Annotated in this window: 22 protein-coding genes and 1 riboswitch; of the genes, 6 read left to right on the top strand and 16 right to left on the bottom strand. The window is 42.8% G+C overall.

Translation table 11 applies throughout. The annotated features are described in order from the left end of the window. Nucleotides 1-53: 53 nt before the first annotated feature. The 4 genes from NSU11_RS05905 to NSU11_RS05890 form a co-directional block, all read right to left on the bottom strand. A complete protein-coding gene (locus NSU11_RS05905; RefSeq protein WP_047201816.1) occupies nucleotides 54-188 on the bottom strand; it encodes a YjcZ family sporulation protein in 135 nt (44 codons plus the stop codon). 84 nt (nucleotides 189-272) lie between these two features. Continuing rightward, a complete protein-coding gene (locus NSU11_RS05900; protein ID WP_342493850.1) occupies nucleotides 273-494 on the bottom strand; it encodes a hypothetical protein in 222 nt (73 codons plus the stop codon). A gap of 90 nt (nucleotides 495-584) precedes the next feature. Next, complete coding sequence (locus NSU11_RS05895; protein WP_254967544.1) at nucleotides 585-713, bottom strand: hypothetical protein; 129 nt, start codon at nucleotides 711-713, stop codon at nucleotides 585-587. A gap of 71 nt (nucleotides 714-784) precedes the next feature. Beyond that, a complete protein-coding gene (locus tag NSU11_RS05890; protein WP_342493902.1) occupies nucleotides 785-1,135 on the bottom strand; it encodes a DUF1360 domain-containing protein in 351 nt (116 codons plus the stop codon). Nucleotides 1,136-1,302: 167 nt separating this feature from the next. Here NSU11_RS05890 and NSU11_RS05885 point away from each other — a divergent pair, with 167 nt between their 5' ends. The 5 genes from NSU11_RS05885 (at nucleotide 1,303) to NSU11_RS05865 (ending at nucleotide 3,957) form a co-directional block, all read left to right on the top strand. Continuing rightward, entirely contained in the window at nucleotides 1,303-1,698 is a 396-nt protein-coding gene (locus NSU11_RS05885) for a spore coat protein (RefSeq protein ID WP_252057859.1), read from the top strand. 44 nt (nucleotides 1,699-1,742) lie between these two features. Next, nucleotides 1,743-2,078, top strand: a complete 336-nt coding sequence (locus NSU11_RS05880) for a hypothetical protein (protein WP_048238867.1) — start codon at nucleotides 1,743-1,745, stop codon at nucleotides 2,076-2,078. A gap of 88 nt (nucleotides 2,079-2,166) precedes the next feature. After that, complete coding sequence (locus NSU11_RS05875; RefSeq protein WP_048238524.1) at nucleotides 2,167-2,670, top strand: spore coat protein; 504 nt, start codon at nucleotides 2,167-2,169, stop codon at nucleotides 2,668-2,670. Between the two features lie 146 nt (nucleotides 2,671-2,816). Continuing rightward, the gene (locus tag NSU11_RS05870) at nucleotides 2,817-3,308 is read left to right on the top strand and encodes a CotY/CotZ family spore coat protein (RefSeq protein ID WP_003211658.1); all 492 of its coding nucleotides are present in this window, start codon (nucleotides 2,817-2,819) and stop codon (nucleotides 3,306-3,308) included. 205 nt (nucleotides 3,309-3,513) lie between these two features. Continuing rightward, entirely contained in the window at nucleotides 3,514-3,957 is a 444-nt protein-coding gene (locus NSU11_RS05865) for a CotY/CotZ family spore coat protein (RefSeq protein WP_342493849.1), read from the top strand. 35 nt (nucleotides 3,958-3,992) lie between these two features. Here the strand turns inward: NSU11_RS05865 and NSU11_RS05860 are convergent, their stop codons facing one another. The 10 genes from NSU11_RS05860 to NSU11_RS05815 all read right to left on the bottom strand — a co-directional run bounded on the left by NSU11_RS05860 (nucleotide 3,993) and on the right by NSU11_RS05815 (nucleotide 12,976). Then, nucleotides 3,993-4,643 carry a CotO family spore coat protein gene (locus NSU11_RS05860; RefSeq protein WP_342493848.1) on the bottom strand — a complete coding sequence of 217 codons (651 nt, stop codon included), beginning with the start codon at nucleotides 4,641-4,643 and terminating at the stop codon, nucleotides 3,993-3,995. A 114-nt stretch (nucleotides 4,644-4,757) separates the two neighbouring features. After that, nucleotides 4,758-5,534: an enoyl-ACP reductase FabI gene (gene fabI, locus NSU11_RS05855; RefSeq protein WP_024425017.1), complete on the bottom strand. Its 777-nt coding sequence runs from the start codon at nucleotides 5,532-5,534 to the stop codon at nucleotides 4,758-4,760. A 149-nt stretch (nucleotides 5,535-5,683) separates the two neighbouring features. Beyond that, nucleotides 5,684-6,490: a bifunctional hydroxymethylpyrimidine kinase/phosphomethylpyrimidine kinase gene (gene thiD / locus NSU11_RS05850; protein WP_342493847.1), complete on the bottom strand. Its 807-nt coding sequence runs from the start codon at nucleotides 6,488-6,490 to the stop codon at nucleotides 5,684-5,686. A 16-nt stretch (nucleotides 6,491-6,506) separates the two neighbouring features. Further along, nucleotides 6,507-7,520: a thiazole biosynthesis adenylyltransferase ThiF gene (locus NSU11_RS05845; protein WP_342493846.1), complete on the bottom strand. Its 1,014-nt coding sequence runs from the start codon at nucleotides 7,518-7,520 to the stop codon at nucleotides 6,507-6,509. Next, nucleotides 7,517-8,284, bottom strand: a complete 768-nt coding sequence (locus tag NSU11_RS05840) for a thiazole synthase (protein ID WP_041117145.1) — start codon at nucleotides 8,282-8,284, stop codon at nucleotides 7,517-7,519. The genes NSU11_RS05845 and NSU11_RS05840 overlap by 4 nt, the downstream gene beginning before the upstream one ends. A gap of 4 nt (nucleotides 8,285-8,288) precedes the next feature. Then, nucleotides 8,289-8,492, bottom strand: coding sequence for a sulfur carrier protein ThiS (gene thiS / locus NSU11_RS05835; RefSeq protein WP_024426466.1), 204 nt, complete (start codon nucleotides 8,490-8,492; stop codon nucleotides 8,289-8,291). After that, nucleotides 8,489-9,601 (bottom strand): glycine oxidase ThiO, encoded by a 1,113-nt coding sequence (gene thiO / locus NSU11_RS05830; RefSeq protein WP_171464152.1) that lies wholly within the window; start codon nucleotides 9,599-9,601, stop codon nucleotides 8,489-8,491. The genes thiS and thiO overlap by 4 nt, the downstream gene beginning before the upstream one ends. Continuing rightward, the gene (gene tenI, locus NSU11_RS05825; protein ID WP_171464151.1) at nucleotides 9,585-10,202 is read right to left on the bottom strand and encodes a thiazole tautomerase TenI; all 618 of its coding nucleotides are present in this window, start codon (nucleotides 10,200-10,202) and stop codon (nucleotides 9,585-9,587) included. Before tenI ends, thiO begins: the two co-directional genes overlap by 17 nt. After that, nucleotides 10,177-10,887, bottom strand: a complete 711-nt coding sequence (tenA, locus tag NSU11_RS05820; protein WP_024425024.1) for a thiaminase II — start codon at nucleotides 10,885-10,887, stop codon at nucleotides 10,177-10,179. The genes tenI and tenA overlap by 26 nt, the downstream gene beginning before the upstream one ends. Before the next feature lie 78 nt (nucleotides 10,888-10,965). Beyond that, nucleotides 10,966-11,075, bottom strand: a riboswitch (TPP riboswitch). A 59-nt stretch (nucleotides 11,076-11,134) separates the two neighbouring features. Beyond that, entirely contained in the window at nucleotides 11,135-12,976 is a 1,842-nt protein-coding gene (locus NSU11_RS05815; RefSeq protein ID WP_025093414.1) for a monovalent cation:proton antiporter family protein, read from the bottom strand. Nucleotides 12,977-13,137: 161 nt separating this feature from the next. On the opposite strand from NSU11_RS05815, the gene prpE reads away from it, so the two are divergent. Then, a complete protein-coding gene (gene prpE, locus NSU11_RS05810; RefSeq protein ID WP_044334771.1) occupies nucleotides 13,138-13,881 on the top strand; it encodes a bis(5'-nucleosyl)-tetraphosphatase PrpE in 744 nt (247 codons plus the stop codon). A 41-nt stretch (nucleotides 13,882-13,922) separates the two neighbouring features. On the opposite strand, the gene NSU11_RS05805 is transcribed toward prpE, so the two are convergent. Continuing rightward, nucleotides 13,923-14,825: an RluA family pseudouridine synthase gene (locus NSU11_RS05805; RefSeq protein ID WP_034621762.1), complete on the bottom strand. Its 903-nt coding sequence runs from the start codon at nucleotides 14,823-14,825 to the stop codon at nucleotides 13,923-13,925. Nucleotides 14,826-14,833: 8 nt separating this feature from the next. After that, complete coding sequence (locus NSU11_RS05800) at nucleotides 14,834-15,634, bottom strand: NAD kinase (protein ID WP_003211364.1); 801 nt, start codon at nucleotides 15,632-15,634, stop codon at nucleotides 14,834-14,836. Nucleotides 15,635-15,637: the final 3 nt, after the last annotated feature.

Here is a 15,637-nt window from a genome sequence, read left to right as displayed (position 1 = left end):
AAGAGAAAGGAAAGCAAAAGGCTTCCCCCCTGCTTCCCTCACCTTCTTACTTTTTAGTAGTTAAAGAAAGAAGCACCAACGATAATTAGAAGGATGAAAAGCACGACAACAAGAACAAATGTTGATCCATATCCGCCGCCGTAGCCACCTCCGTAGCCGCCGCAATAACCGCCACCGTAACAACTCATATTTAAGCACCTCCTCTTCTCCCTTACAAAGTATGAAAAATGCAAGAAATGGTTTGGACGATCACATAAAAAAGTGCGGAATTTTTATTTCTGCTGTTTAAAGACGTAATCTGCCTCTGTATGACGCATCATGAATGCTTCTGTTTCTTTTGCAAAAACCTCCATCTTCACGCCAAATGCTTTTAAGTGCTCCTCAAGATCATGCGCTTTATCCGATAGATCCATTTCAGCCTTTTCGTGCGCTTGTTCTTTCCCATCATGGGGTTTAGTGAACAAGGAACCGATTAATTGTTCGAATGCATCCATTCTGGTCACCCCTTCTCTCTTACATATGCACCACTCAAAAAAAGGGCAACAAAAAAACCGGATAAATCCGGCTTTTGTTTTTCTCTTCTATTATTGAGGTTTCTTTTTGTTTCCACAGCCGCAGCCAGTTTTCTTGATTTTTTTCGTATATACAGATTGTTGATTTGACTGCGCTGGATAACCTTGAAGCATATGTGACGGCGTTTCAGTTGGTTTCATCGCAACCCTTCCTTTCCTATTCCTTGATAGTATATGCATTTATTGAAAGCGTGTCTGATCAGAATGCCTGTTTATTTCACAAGCTTCGAGACGACCGCTTCAATGATGCCTGCTGCTGCGGCAATCGCTAATAGTAAATTAAGCCACATGCTGATGACAGGAAAAAGTATGTATATCAGAAGTAAGGCAGCAGTGCACCACATGCCGGTACACCAATAACAGCTTAACAGTTCTCCAATCCAGGACCGCAGTCCTTCTCCTTTAATGATGATATATGTTTCAACCTCACCTTGTTCGTTTACCTCTTCCTGTTCTTCATGAAATAGACGGCGGAAAGGGGCAGTAATGGTATCAAACACAATCAGTCTCGTCAGTCTAAAGGATGCGAGGGCAAACACGACAAATGACAAAGCACCGCTCAGAAGCCTCCACCTCCTTCTTTCTTCTTTTTCCGTCCTTTCTTTATATATGCAAGAAAAAAGACCGACATGATGAATCGAGCGGAAATAAAATTGGGTTGTACTTTTTCACACTTTCCGATTCCACCTTACGTCCTTGCTGCATTAAATAATGTATAGATAAGAAAGGAGTGAAAGTATTGTCTATTGAAGAAAGTGCTGAAACATTGTATACACAACTGTTAAACGAATTAATCAGCAATTATGATGATTTCATTGAGATCAAAGATTCCGAAAATGTCACAATTCATAAAACAGATGTAACAGCTGCACTCTCCCTTCAAGCGACCGTAACGACAATCATTACTCTTTTAATCCAAATTCTTGTACCAGACGATGAAGTGGCTGCAGACATCACAGATCAGCTTTTATCCACCCAACAAGTGACAGTCCAAAAGAAAACTGTGATTCAAATCATCAACTGCCATAACATTACGATTACATTATCAGATGCATCCATTATGAACTCCGTCCAAATTCTCACTCAAACATTGAATGTACTCTTAGTTGAAGCCGGCATTCTTTGACCCTTTCTTTTTCTAACATGACGTATGAAAGAGGTGAAATCATCGTGGCTGAAGAGAACGAAAAAAAGGAGTTTCAAATCAATACGGATATTGATCCATTAACAAGTCTTCTTGTCAGTGATGTGTTAAACAAAAACAATATCACTGATGATCAGAAAGCAAATATCTCAGATGATCAAAGAAGAATGATTTTGAAATTAGTCGAGGACTTACAAAAGAAAGCAAATGATTTCGTAGAACAGCAGCAGGAGAAAAAAAGGCAGGCTGAGGCAGCAAAACAGCCGGAAGAAGTAGTGCCTGAACCAAAAGTACGTCCAAATCGAAATTCACTTCGAAATCGTATTCAGCAGCGTCGTAATGCGCAGCGTAATAACGATTAAATAAAAATGGGTTGCCTGCTAGGGTAAATGCCCGAGACAAAACCACGCATTCCAGCATTTAATAAAGTAAACGGAAGGAGGAATAGAAATGGATTCTAAACCATATTCTTGGGTCGCTCTAGATCGTAACTGTTCACACCACGGACACCACAGATACCACGAACGCCACGACGAATGCAACTATGAAAGAAAAGCACTTTGTGACGATTATTATGATGATGAAGATGTCTTACAAGACTTGGATCAAGTAAGCTTCACAAAGCAGACATCTGAGGAAGTCATTATCGTCAGAGACTCTTGTGACATTAACGTATCTTCTGTCGATGCACAGGTTGCAGCATCTATCCAAGTAGCGATTCAAACAGCGATCATCACCATTACAAATATCTCAATCGCTGACGGTGATTTGGCAGACCGCGTCACTCAGGATCTCTTACAAGCAGCTACTCACAAACAAACAAACCGCCAAAAACTTGTCATCGAAAATTCAAGAAACGTTACAGTATCTACAATCGATGCGGACATCTCTATCGCAATCCAAACACTTACACAAACACTTGTTGCGACAATCGTTGCAATCGGTATCCTCTAATGTACAAAAGCAGAGCGAAAAGCTCTGCTTTTCCTTTTATAAAAATACAACAAATATAAATGGTCATTTACCCACACCAACTAGAGGGCGCATACATATGTTGTTAAGGACTAAAGTCAAATACCTTGTTAAAGGAGCTGAAATCCATGAGCTGCGGAAAACACCATGGCCGACATGATGAAAACTGTGTATGCGATGCGGTTGATAAGATTTTAGCAGAGCAGGAAGCTGTAGAAGATAAATGTCCTACGAGCTGCTACAGTAATTTATTAAGCCCAACAGTTTCTGGAAAAGATACGATTCCGTTTTTACTTTTTGATAAAAAGGGCGGGTTGTTCTCTACTTTCGGAAACATCGGAGGATTTGTTGACGATTGCCAATGCTTCGAATCCATTTTCTTCCGGGTTGAAAAATTACACGACTGCTGTGCTACGTTATCTGTATTAAGACCTGTTGATGTACACGGACATACGTTAAGCGTGTGTCACCCTTGTGACCCTGACTTCTTTGGTCTAGAAAAAACGGACTTTTGTATTGAGGTTGATCTAAACTGCTTCTGCGCAATCCAATGCTTAAACCCAGAGCTTGTCGACAGAGTCATGCCATCAAAAGATAAAAAGCATCATCACCACGGCTAAATCAACAGGCCGCTCATCTAACTTGTCATAAGTCAAAGCATCCCCTTCCTCTCACGAATGACAGCCAATCATGCGGAGCAGTCGGCATAAGAAGCGGCCGCTTCCGCATTGGTTAAAAGTAGATGCACGAGCCGGCAAAGATAGCTTGTAGATGATAACAGTGCTCAAACACTCAAACAAATTTCCTAGTATAGGAGGGTTGAATATGAGCAGCAAACATTCATGGAACTGTGTAACAGAGGCTGTTGAAAACATTAGCGACTTACAAAATGCTGTCAAAGAAGAGTGCCCGACCAGCTGTTACAGCAATCTTCTTTCTCCATCACATTCATTAGGTGACACTGTTCCGTTTGTTCTCTTTACATCCAAATCAAAACCATTCGTCGCATTCGGAAATGTCGGAGAAGTAGATCCAGGTCCTTGCTTCAGCACTGCATTTTTCAGAGTCGAACACATCTGTGATCACTGCGCAACACTCAGCTTGCTTATCGCATTTGACAAAGACCGTCATATTTTAGATTTTACAGATAAAGATTCCTTATGTGATGTGTTCCGATTAGAAAAATCGAAATATTGCATTGAAGTAGACCTTGACTGCTTCTGCGCAATCGAATGCCTAAACCCACGACTCATCAACCGTAACTGCTAATAAAAAAAGTCCCTATATGGGACTTTTTTTATTAGTTAAAAACCTAGCGGATGGATGGAAGTAATCTCAGCAATCGCTAATTCGACTGGATTTCCCCCGCCTGCTGTACGAATGACCACTGTATCATCTTTTCGATCCATGATGATTCCTCTATATGTTTTACCATCAGCTTCAATCAGACAAAGAGCCCTTGGCATATTATGAGGCAGTCTTGTGAGAAAATCGACTTTTTCATCAATACTCATCTGACTTAAAGGTTTTTTCACTCGTTTTCTTCTTGGTTCTTCTTTTGTTTCATGAAAGACACCTTCTGGCTGGTTTCCCTCTTCTTGCTGAGACTCTCGCTTTTGTATGAGCTCTGGTTCTTGTATGATTTCTTGTTCCTGTGTAAGTTCGGCTTCTTGTGTATCCTCTTGTTCTTCTGTAAACTCAGCTTCTTGTGTCATATCTCGTTCTTGTTGAAGTTTAGGCGGCTCGGCTTCTTTTTTATGCTCTATTTCTTGAGCTGCAGGTTCCTCCTGCGTGCTTTTTTTGATCACATCTTTTGTATTGGTATCACTTTCTGGCTGTTTTTCTGATTTCTTTCGCTTTCTCACAATATGTTGCATGGCCGGCTTTGATTCTTGATAGCTCGGCTGAACAATATACATCAGCGGCTTTTGATTCTCATCACCTTTATTTGACATACTAATCCCTCCCGAATGATTCATTCCTTATATATATGAACGGAGGGCTCAAATCAGAAGAAAAATAAAAAAACAGCATACCCTTCATCGGTATGCTGCAAGTCATGTATTCGTTTAGCGGGCAATGATATGGAAGCCAGAATCAACATGCAGATTCTCACCTGTCATGCCGCGAGATAGATCACTGAATAAGAATAGAGCTGTATCGCCAACTTCTTCAGGAGTTGTTGTACGGCGAAGCGGTGCACGCTCTTCAATATCCTTCAGAATGGTATTAAAGCCGCTGATGCCTTTTGCAGATAACGTACGAATTGGACCAGCAGAAATACTGTTCACACGGATACCTTCTGCGCCTAAATCAGCTGCTAAATATTTCACACTTGCTTCAAGAGATGCTTTCGCTACACCCATTACGTTGTAGTTTGATACAACACGCTCTCCGCCTAGGTATGTAAGCGTCACAATGCTTCCACCCTCTGTCATCAATGGACGTGCTGCTTTTGCTACAGCAGTTAATGAGTATGCACTAATGTTGTGCGCCAAAAGGAAACCTTCACGGTTCGTGTTCAAGTATTCGCCTACAAGCTCTTCCTTGTTTGCAAATGCAATGGCATGCGCAACGCCATGAATGACTTGTACTTTTTCTTTAATTGCAGCAAAACATTTTTCGATTTCTTCATCACTTGTCACATCACATGGAAGAATGATTGAATCATCACGCTCAAGTGTGCTTGCAAGCTCTTTTACCGATTCAGCAAGGCGATCTCCAACATAAGTAAAAATCAAACGAGCTCCAGCTTCATGAAGTGAGCGGGCAATTCCCCATGCGATGCTTCGTTTATTGGCAACACCCATCACCACGATATTACGGCCTTCTAAAGAAAAGTTCATATGTAATAAAGCCTCCTATTTTTTCAAGACATAGTATTAGTACCTGATCATAATATTATCACAGATCATAAGAGAATGACAATTTCCTCTGAAAGAAAGTTTCATTTTCGCAAAAAAACCGCCTTCACAAGGAAGACGGTTCGATTCCCTTAACGTTTGATTCTGTTTTGCTGATAAGCAAAATGATTCGTAGGCCCGTGTCCAGATCCAATACGCAAAGGGAATTTGATGGCTTCATGGACAAAGGTTTCTGCTGTTTCAAAGGCTTCCTTCATCGAATATCCTTTCGCAATTTCAGCTGTTAATGCTGCTGCAAACGTGCAGCCTGTGCCATGTGTATGTGGTGTATCAATATATTCATTTGTGACTTCAATAAAGCCTTTGCCATCATACAGCAGGTCTGAAATCATCCCATCAGATGGACCATGACCGCCTTTGATCACGACATGTTTCGTACCGAGCTCATAAAGACGCTCCGCTGCCAGATAGCGGTCCTCTTTCGTCTGAATACGTATGCCTGTCAGTACTTCTGCCTCAGGAAGGTTTGGCGTTACGGCATAGCTGACAGGCAGCAAGTGTGTTTTCATCGCAGAGACCGCATCTTCATTTAATAAAGAGGACCCTCCTTTTGCGATCATGACTGGATCTACAATCAGCTTCATCTCATATTGAACCGTTTTTTCAGCTACGATCTTGATCATGTCTGCACTCCACAGCATCCCTGTTTTGACGGCATCTGGCAGTAAGTCTTCTGCCACTGCATCTATTTGACGCTCTAACGCCTCAATTGAAAGCGGGTATATCCCGTGAACACCTAGTGTGTTTTGCGCAGTAATCGCTGTGATCGCAGACATTCCGTACACACCGAGCTCCTGAAAAGTTTTCAAATCTGCCTGAATGCCTGCCCCGCCGCCAGAATCAGAACCCGCGATTGTGAATGCTTTTTTGATCGTCATTTCTTCACACCTCTCATTAGCCAATCCATTGATGATAAATGGTTCTTGCTTTGGCAATATCATTCGTACCATGAACAAGCGCTCTGCCATCTTTAAATAAGACAAGCTTAAACTCATCCTTTTGACACGAAAGCAAATATGGATTTTCAAGCACATCCATCCCTGCTTGCTTTAACCGAAGAGCTACTTCATGTAAAGGCGGCGGTGTTTCTGCTGCACTGCGGATTTGTACCGTATTGCGGCCGCATAGTACATCTGCCTTCGCTCTCTTGTCATATGAAAGAAATGGATAGTTCTTCAGTCCACAGCTTGGACATTGCTTCTTCTTTAAAGACGCGGCCGACCGAATGTCAGACCGTTCATTTTTCCATAAATCGAAGGATTTTAAAATTGGCGTCACTTGATGTCCTGTTAAATATTTAAGTGCATCTGCCACTTGGTATGCGGCCACCTGCTGCACAACTGGACTAATGATACCTGCTGTATCACATGTCATGCCTTGTGCGGGTAAATGTTCAAGCAGACAGTGTAAACACGGCGTTTCACCAGGGATCACTGTGAATTGAATGCCATAACTGGCTACACAGGCCCCATAATGGAACGGAATTTGATGTTTGACAGCGGCATCATTTGCAATCATTCTTACCTCAAAATTATCCGCTGCATCGACAATGATTGAAGCCCCACTGACAAGTTCGTCAATATTGTGAGCAGTCACATCGATTACGATTCCTTTGATGTGCACGTCACTGTTTACTTGCTTGAGTCTTTTTTCAGCCGCCACAGCTTTTGGCAGCCGATCCATCACGTCTTGCTCCGTGTAAAGCTGCTGACGCTGAAGGTTGCTCCATTCAATATAATCTCGGTCCAAAATGGTGACAGATCCAACGCCGGCACGAACGAGCATTTCAGCACTTGCGGTTCCAAGTGCCCCCGCTCCAATAATGACCGCCTTTGAGTCATTTAGCCGCTTTTGTCCCTCTGTTCCAATTGGCTGAAAAAGCTCTTGGCGTGAATAACGAGTGCTCAAAATGTCGGCATTCCTTCCTGTGGACTGCTCGCTGTCCCATAGTTTTTCAGCGGAATACGTCCTGCCTCATAGCCTAGTCTTCCTGATTCAATCGCGAGTTTCATTGCTTTTGCCATTTTCACAGGATCCTTTGCACCAGAGACAGCGGTATTTAGTAATACAGCGTCTGCTCCAAGCTCCATCGCATAAGCTGCATCTTTTGGAGAACCTACGCCAGCATCAATAATGACCGGCACCTTCGCCTGCTCAATAATAAATGAGAGATTCAAAGGATTTAGTAAGCCTTGGCCTGAACCAATCGGTGAAGCACCAGGCATGATAGCATGGACACCGAGTTCTTCTAATTTTCTTGCCAGCACCACATCATCAGATGTATATGGCAGCACGATAAATCCTTCTTCGAGCAGCATTTCAGATGCTTTTAATGTTTCAACTGGATCTGGCAGAAGAGACCTTGAACAGCCAATGACTTCTACCTTAATCATGTCACAAAGCCCAGAAGCCTTTGCTAAACGGGCAATACGCACTGCCTCTTCTGCTGTACTTGCTCCAGCTGTATTCGGAAGCAGCGTATATTTTGATAAATCAAGCTGCTCCAAAAAATTAGGCTGAGATGCTTCGAATATGTTCATTCTTCTGACGGCAAAGGTTAAAATTTCGGCTTCCGATACGTTCACCGCTTCTTTTTGAACCTCAAATGATGGGTACTTTCCTGTTCCGAGTAATAGTCTTGATGTGAATGTTTTTCCGCCAATGTGCAGCATTGGATCATCCTCCTCCTACGAAATGAACGATTTCAATCGTGTCATTTGGTTGAATTTCTACTTGTTGAAACGCTTCTTTATCAATGATTTCATGGTTCTTTTCAACGATCACCACACGGTTTTCAAGCTGATAGGCTGATAGCAGATCATAAATCGTTCCATTCTCTTGATCGAAATCAACGATTCTGCCATTCAATTGAATCTTCATACGAATAGTGCCTCCTTTCGTCCAATACGAAACGCGTGAAGCCATTCCTCTTTGACCGGTTCGTCTAATATCAGGTCACGAATGATTTCTCCAGTAATCGGCGCAAGTAAAATGCCATTCCTGTAATGCCCTGCAGCAAAAAGAATACGCTTGTCTTCTGGATGTCTTCCGATATAAGGATGCCGGTCGTTTGTCGCCGGACGAAGGCCTGCCCAGCACTCTTCAATCGGCATCTCCTTAATAGAAGGCATAAGCTGAGACGCCTTTTGAATCACAGCTTCCATGCCGCCAAGCGTTGGAACAGCCTGCCACTCGTTTGCCTTCATTGTTGCGCCGATAACAAGCTTTCCGCTATCTCGCTGAACGATATAACAATGATCATGATAAATGGTGTGTGCGAGCGCCGGACCATTATTCCATACAGACACACATTCCCCTTTTACTGGATAAAGAGAATGAGATAATCCGAGTTCTTCAAAAAAACGGCCAGACCATACACCACTTGCGACTGTCAGGTCATCACATGTGAATGTGCCCTTCGTTGTTCTGACAGTTAACGCTTCTTTGTCCCGCTTCACTTCGATCACAGGTGTACACTCTTTCACATCTGCCCCGTACCGGACAGCCGCCTGCCATAAAGCCCTGCATACAGCGTAAGGTTCCACATGCACATCCTCTTCAATCAAACCTGCTCCCAGCATGTGATCTGTAACTTGAGGCATGCATTTTTTTACGCTGCTTGCGTCAAGCCATTTAAATGTAGACAAATGCTGCATCCGGCAAAGGGCTTGTTTCTCTTCTTCTGTAAAGGCGACCTTCATGATACCGCCCGCTGAAGTTCGAATATCAATGCCTGATTCATGCAGAAGATCGACTTTTAATTTTTCGTACAATGCCTGGCTTGCTCTGCCTGCCTGAAAGAAAACATCCTCATGACCCTCTCCTTCAGCATGTGCACCGAGCATCCCGGCAGCCGCACTTGTCGTTTGCTTCCCTATCTCATTCGCTTCAAATAAGACCACCTGTTTTCCTGCTTTTGCAAGGTGATAGGCGATGGAGACCCCTATGATTCCACCACCAATGATTGCAACGTCATAATGCTTTTTCATAAGGATTCTCCTTTACCTTTTCAGAAAATGCTTGTGCCATCATACGCGGCTGATGATGAGCAAAAATCCCAGACATGACAGCAATTCCTTTCACATTTGCTTGTTTCAATTCTGGAACTCGTTCTGGGGTCACCCCGCCGATGGCCACCACTGGAATCGTTAGTGCAGAAGTCAGTTTCTTCACAAGATGTACACCTCTTGCCTGAAGTCCTGGTTTACAAGAGGTAGCATATATGTGCCCAAACATGACATACTCTGCTCCATTTTTCTCTGCTGCTTTCGCTTCTTCTATCGAATGGACAGATACTCCCGCATGAAGGTGAGGAAATTTTTTTCGCAGTTCTTTTGGCGAAAAGCTGTGGCCCGGGAGATGCACCCTGTGAATATTGGTAAGCAGTGCAACGTCTACACGGTCATTGATCACGAGCTTTTCTTTCGATACACCTTCTAAAAGGAGATTCTTCACGAGATCAACAAGCTCACTTGCTGTTTTAGACCGTTCCCGAATATGAATAAAATCCACTTCAGACGCTATGGCTTTTATTTGTTTGATCAGTTCACCCGCAGGAAGGGAATCATTTGTCACTGCGTGGAGTTCCATTTGCACCAACCCCATCTAAGCATGCTGTTTGCCACATTTCTTTTTGATACGCCATCTCCCAAAAGTGATATTCGTAATAGCTTGAAATCACAAAATTTTCTTTCATATTGGCCCGTACATGGTCTGGTGCTTTTTCTGCTAGTTCATCAAAGCGATTCACTTGTTCAAAGACGAGTTCCTTAAACCAATCGCCTCCGTATGTCAAAATCCATTCTTGGTAAATTGGATGGTCAGGTGTTGTTTGTTTCAGCTTTTCACCTACCTCATAATAGAGCCAGTAACACGGTAATAGCGCGGCTAAAATCTCTTCAAACCGTCCGCTTTTTACAGATCGGTACATATGAGAGGTATACGCATAAGCAGTGGGAGAAGGCTTAAAGTTCTCAATGGCTTCATCAGAAATTTGCAGAAGCTCTGTAAATTTCCGATGCAGCGACAGCTCTGCTTCATACGTGCCCTGGGCATGATACGCCATTCTGCCCGTCGTATGTAAGTCCTCACTTATCGCCGCTCCATATGCCTGCACCTTTGCAAAATGAGTTAAATAATAAGAATCCTGCATCACGTAATAGGTGAAACGATCGAGTGAAAGTGTGCCATCCCCAATCCCTTTGACAAAAGGATGTGTAAAGCTTCCATTCCACCATGTTGCTGCAGCCTCTTTACATTCTGTTGAAAACGTCATGTTCCTCTCCTCCTGTTTTTCCATATAAAAAAGCCACTTTCCGCATGGAAAGTGGCTTGGAATTTGTAAAAAGCATAGTCAAAAACCGCACCACTTTCCTACGCAGGTATGAACCTGTTCAGGTAATGAGGGTCTAAAAGTGAACACTTTTATCTCAGCCCTTTTAAAGGACTCCCCTAGTGGATCAAATATATGATGTTGTACCTCTATCTTAATCAGGAATTGTTCATTGGTCAAGGGTTCATTGTCATTCTAATTGGGCTCTTAGTCCTGCCACATACTCCCGGGAGCCCGATACAAGCACACGGTCGCCGCTTCTAAGTGTCGTATCTCCATGCGGTACTAAGCTGTCTACCCCTCTAAAAATGCGAACAAATACCAAATCACCGGTGAAAGGAAATTCTCTTAGCATGACATTATGATAACGATGATTGTTCATTTGAATTTGATACAAAGAAGAATCCTCATTTGTTAGCAATCGAATCGCATCAGGTGCTTCAATCAAAGCTCTTAGCACCGTTTTAGATGAAAGGAAAGTAGAAAACGTATCAATTCCCGCTTCCTTCAATGTCAGCTCTGCCTCTGCTTTGTTGACACTTGCAATGACTTGTTTTGAACCTTCTTCTTTTGCAAATAAAGCAATTTCCTTATTTTTCGTCTCACTGCCTGTTGCGACGACAAGGACATCCTCTTGGCCGACGCCTGCCTTTCTCAGCGTCTCATCATCATATTGTTCAATTGATTCGACTTCAAAGATAGAGTCTGCCAGCAGTGCTTCCTTATTTTCTTGAAACACATGCAAAATCCGAATGTCATATTCATCCTGATGTAAATCAAGTGTGACAGGTAAAGTCAGCTGATTTGCACCAATAAAGGTCACACGCTTCTTATGGCTTGCCGCTTGTTCTTTTTTAAACAGCGCTTTAAACCAAACAGGTGTTAAAATACTCGTTAGCACAGCAACTAAAATCAGCGCTCCTGACATTTTATGATCAATGACACCGAGCCGCTCACCAATCGTCGCAGCTGCAATGACGAGAGATAAAGTTGAAGTTAATAAAAAGCCGGAGCCAATGACCTTTTTCATGTCATACCATTTTTTCAAATAAAGAATCGGGATGAGCTTACTTATAAGCAGCGCAATAAACAGAAGCGGAATCATGATCATAATCGTCGGGTCCTTAAACAGTGCCCATATATTCAGATCCACTCCGACCATCACAAAAAAGATCGGGATTAAAAATCCGTAGCCAAATGAGTCCAGCTGCTGAACGAGTTCTTTATTTGGCGAAAGAAGGGACACAAGCACACCAGCTAAAAACGCCCCTAGAATATTTTCAGCCCCGAGTGATTCAGATAAGGCAACTAAGACTATAATGAGAGTAAAGATTGCCCTTGTCCCAATTTGCACGGTTCCTTTAGACATCGACTGAAAAATTGACTTTGTCTTAAATACGCGGCCAAATAAATAAAGAAGAATGCCTGCAGCAAATAATAAGAGCAGGAGCCACATGTTCCCTGTTCCATCTCCATAAATGGAGGAAAACACAGCAAGTAAAATCATCGTGACCAAATCGGCAATGACAGCTACAAGCAGAATGATTTGACCGATATTCGTCTGCATCAACTTTTCCTCTTTTAAGGTTGGCACCACTACGCCTAATGAAATGGTAGAGATAATGAGCGTCATTAAAAAGGCATTTTGGATAAACCCTGCGAGTACAAACGCATAGGACAGGATAAAGGAAATACAAAATACCCCAAGAAAAATAATGGTGGCTGCTTTAAATGTATTTGGTTCTTTTAAACCATTTGGAAGTTCTCGTGCTTTCTTCTTTGACTCAAAAGAAGAAAAATCTATTTCAAGTCCACTTAAAAACATCAGAAAAATAAAACCGAGCATGGATAATGTATCTAACCACGCATCATGTTCGACAACCAGTTGAAGGCCGCTTTTCCCAATGATGAGCCCCATGATGATTTCAGCTACAACGACCGGAATGGTCAGCTTAAATCGGTGCAATAAAATAGGGGTGAAAAAGGCGACAATAATAACGACAACGAGTGATGAAACAGATGTATGCTCCATTGGCTAAAGCCTCCTAACATTCATGTTTAATTTTTTAAGTTTTACGTTAAAGCATTGATTCTAACAATTGCCCAAATGAAATGAAAGCTATTCGTTATATTTTCTAAAATTCAAACTTCTTTATATCCGATGAATGGATGAAAAAATCAGGAGGAAACCTTATGAAATTCGATATTATTGGCGATATCCACGGCTGCTACGAAGAGCTGCTTACCCTCATACACAAACTAGGATACGAACTCAAACATGGATTACCCGTCCATCCTGATAAGAGAACGCTGGCCCTTGTTGGTGATCTAACAGATCGTGGACCTCAGTCAGTAGACGTCATGCGATTTGTCATTCATGCCTATTCACACGGCGCAATCCGCTATGTACCTGGCAACCACTGCTTTAAGCTTTATCGCTACTTAAAAGGAAATCCCGTCAAATTGCTTCATGGCATCGAAACCACAGTGAACGAAATAAAAAAACTGCCAATCCATGAACAAAACAAATTGTCACATGAATTTAAGCAGTTATTCGAGAAGGCTCCGCTTTATGATGTACTCATTCCTGATGAGCTGATCATTGCACACGCGGCGATGAAGGAAAAGGATATTGGAAAAAAGCCGAATAAACAAATGCGGTCCTATTTATTATTTGGTGCCGTCACAGGAGAAACATGGCCAGATGGACGGCCTGTTCGCAAGGACTGGGCAAAAGAGTATCTCGGAAAACCATGGATTGTGTACGGCCATACACCAGTAAAAGAACCTCGATTCGTTGGCAGAACGGTCAATATTGATACAGGCTGCGTATTTGGCAACAAGCTGTCTGCCCTCACATACCCTGAGCTTAAAACGGTCTCCGTTCCTTCATCCATGCCTTATGACGATTCTAGATTTCAGCATTTCACATCATAAAAAAACCCGGTCCTGCGCTGCAGGTGACCGGGTTTCTCTATTTAAAAAAGCAATGATTTCATATCATCAGGAAGCGGGGCTGAAAATGTCATTTGCTCACCTGTCATCGGATGAGGAAACACAAGGGTTTCACTATGCAGTGCCTGCCGGTCTATCCGCTCGGTCGTTCCGCCATACAGCGTATCTCCGATGAGCGGATGCCCAAGAAATTGCATATGCACACGAATTTGATGTGTTCTCCCGGTTTCAAGTGAGAGAGACACATCCGACATGTTCAACTCAGCGATTACCGCTCGCACGGAATAATGCGTTACTGCCTCCTGCCCAGCATCATCAACCATCCGCTCGATAATACTATCCCCTTTTCGGGCAATTTTTGCAGCGATCGTTCCATGTTTTTCTGTGATCATGCCATGTGTAAAGGCTCTGTATGTTCGTTTAACCGCTCCACTTTTTTGCGCCTTTGATAAAAGGCTATGGGCAAAGCGATGCTTCGCCACAAGCATGACACCAGATGTATCACGATCAAGACGGTTCACCAAATGAACCGTATGCCGAACAGACTGCTTGGCATAATGATGCAGTAATCCATTCGCAATACTGTGCGCAGGGTGCTCCCGAGAAGGGATCGAAGGAATATACGGCCTTTTATTCAGCACAAGGACATGCTCGTCCTCAAATATAATATCAAGTGGAATCGGTGCAGGCTTCAGCCCTTCACTCACTTTTTCCTCGGGAAATAAAATGGTGAGTCTGTCCCCTTCATGCAGCTCGCACTTCACGGTAACATGCTCTCCATTAATGAGGAGGTCACCGCCATCAAACTTAATATCCGTCAGCATTCTTTTCGAAATGCCAAGATCAATTAAATATTCCTTTAAAAGCAGCCCTTCTTCTTTGGCTGTTATGGTTTTGTTTAACGTAAAGTATTCCAGCGGGAACAACCTCTTTCTTATTCTCCTTTTCCGATAAAGGAATCTTGCACCCTTTTCCAAAACGGAAACGGTCTAAATCTGGCAAAACGGACATTCTCGTCTGCCACCCGGCATTGAATGGATTTGACGTCTTTATGAAGCAGTGTCAAATGATCAATGGTCACCTGAAAATCGACATCATTCCTCGGTTTAATCACACAAGTATGATGGTCAGGCAAAATAAGCGGTGAACCGACCGTCCGAAACACTCGGTTGTTGATTGAAGCCATTTCTGCCAGCTGAATGGCTCTAATAGAAGGATGAATAATGGCGCCACCCAGTGCCTTATTATAGGCCGTACTGCCAGATGGTGTAGACAGACAAAGGCCGTCACCTCTGAATGTTTCAAACAGCTGGCCTCTAATTTCAACATCTGCTACAAGTGTCCCTTCCATGCTTTTAATCGTACATTCATTCATTGCTAAATATTTCTCTTCTCTGCCGCCGTCGTTGTATCTGACAATGACTTCTAAGATCGGATATTCCACAATATGATAAGGCGTTTTCGCAATGGCTAAGACGAGTTTTTCAATTTCACTCGGCACCCAGTCAGCATAGAAGCCAAGATGACCTGTATGAACACCGACAAACGCTGTTTCATTTAGACGGTCGCTATAACGGTGAAACGCATAAAGAAGGGTGCCGTCTCCACCAACCGTAATGACAAGATCCGGTTCCTCTTCATTTAGTTCCATACCAAAATCCAATAAGTAGGTCTGAATTTTACTTTTGAGCGTGTCAGATACAGAATTCCCTTTTGAAGAAACTGCAAATTTCATGAA

The sequence above is a fragment of the Bacillus sp. FSL R5-0712 genome (assembly GCF_038593285.1).
Classification (GTDB): Bacteria; Bacillota; Bacilli; order Bacillales; family Bacillaceae; genus Bacillus; species Bacillus safensis.
The sequence above is the reverse complement of the archived record's forward strand: the minus strand, read 5'-3'. Positions and strand labels throughout refer to the sequence as shown.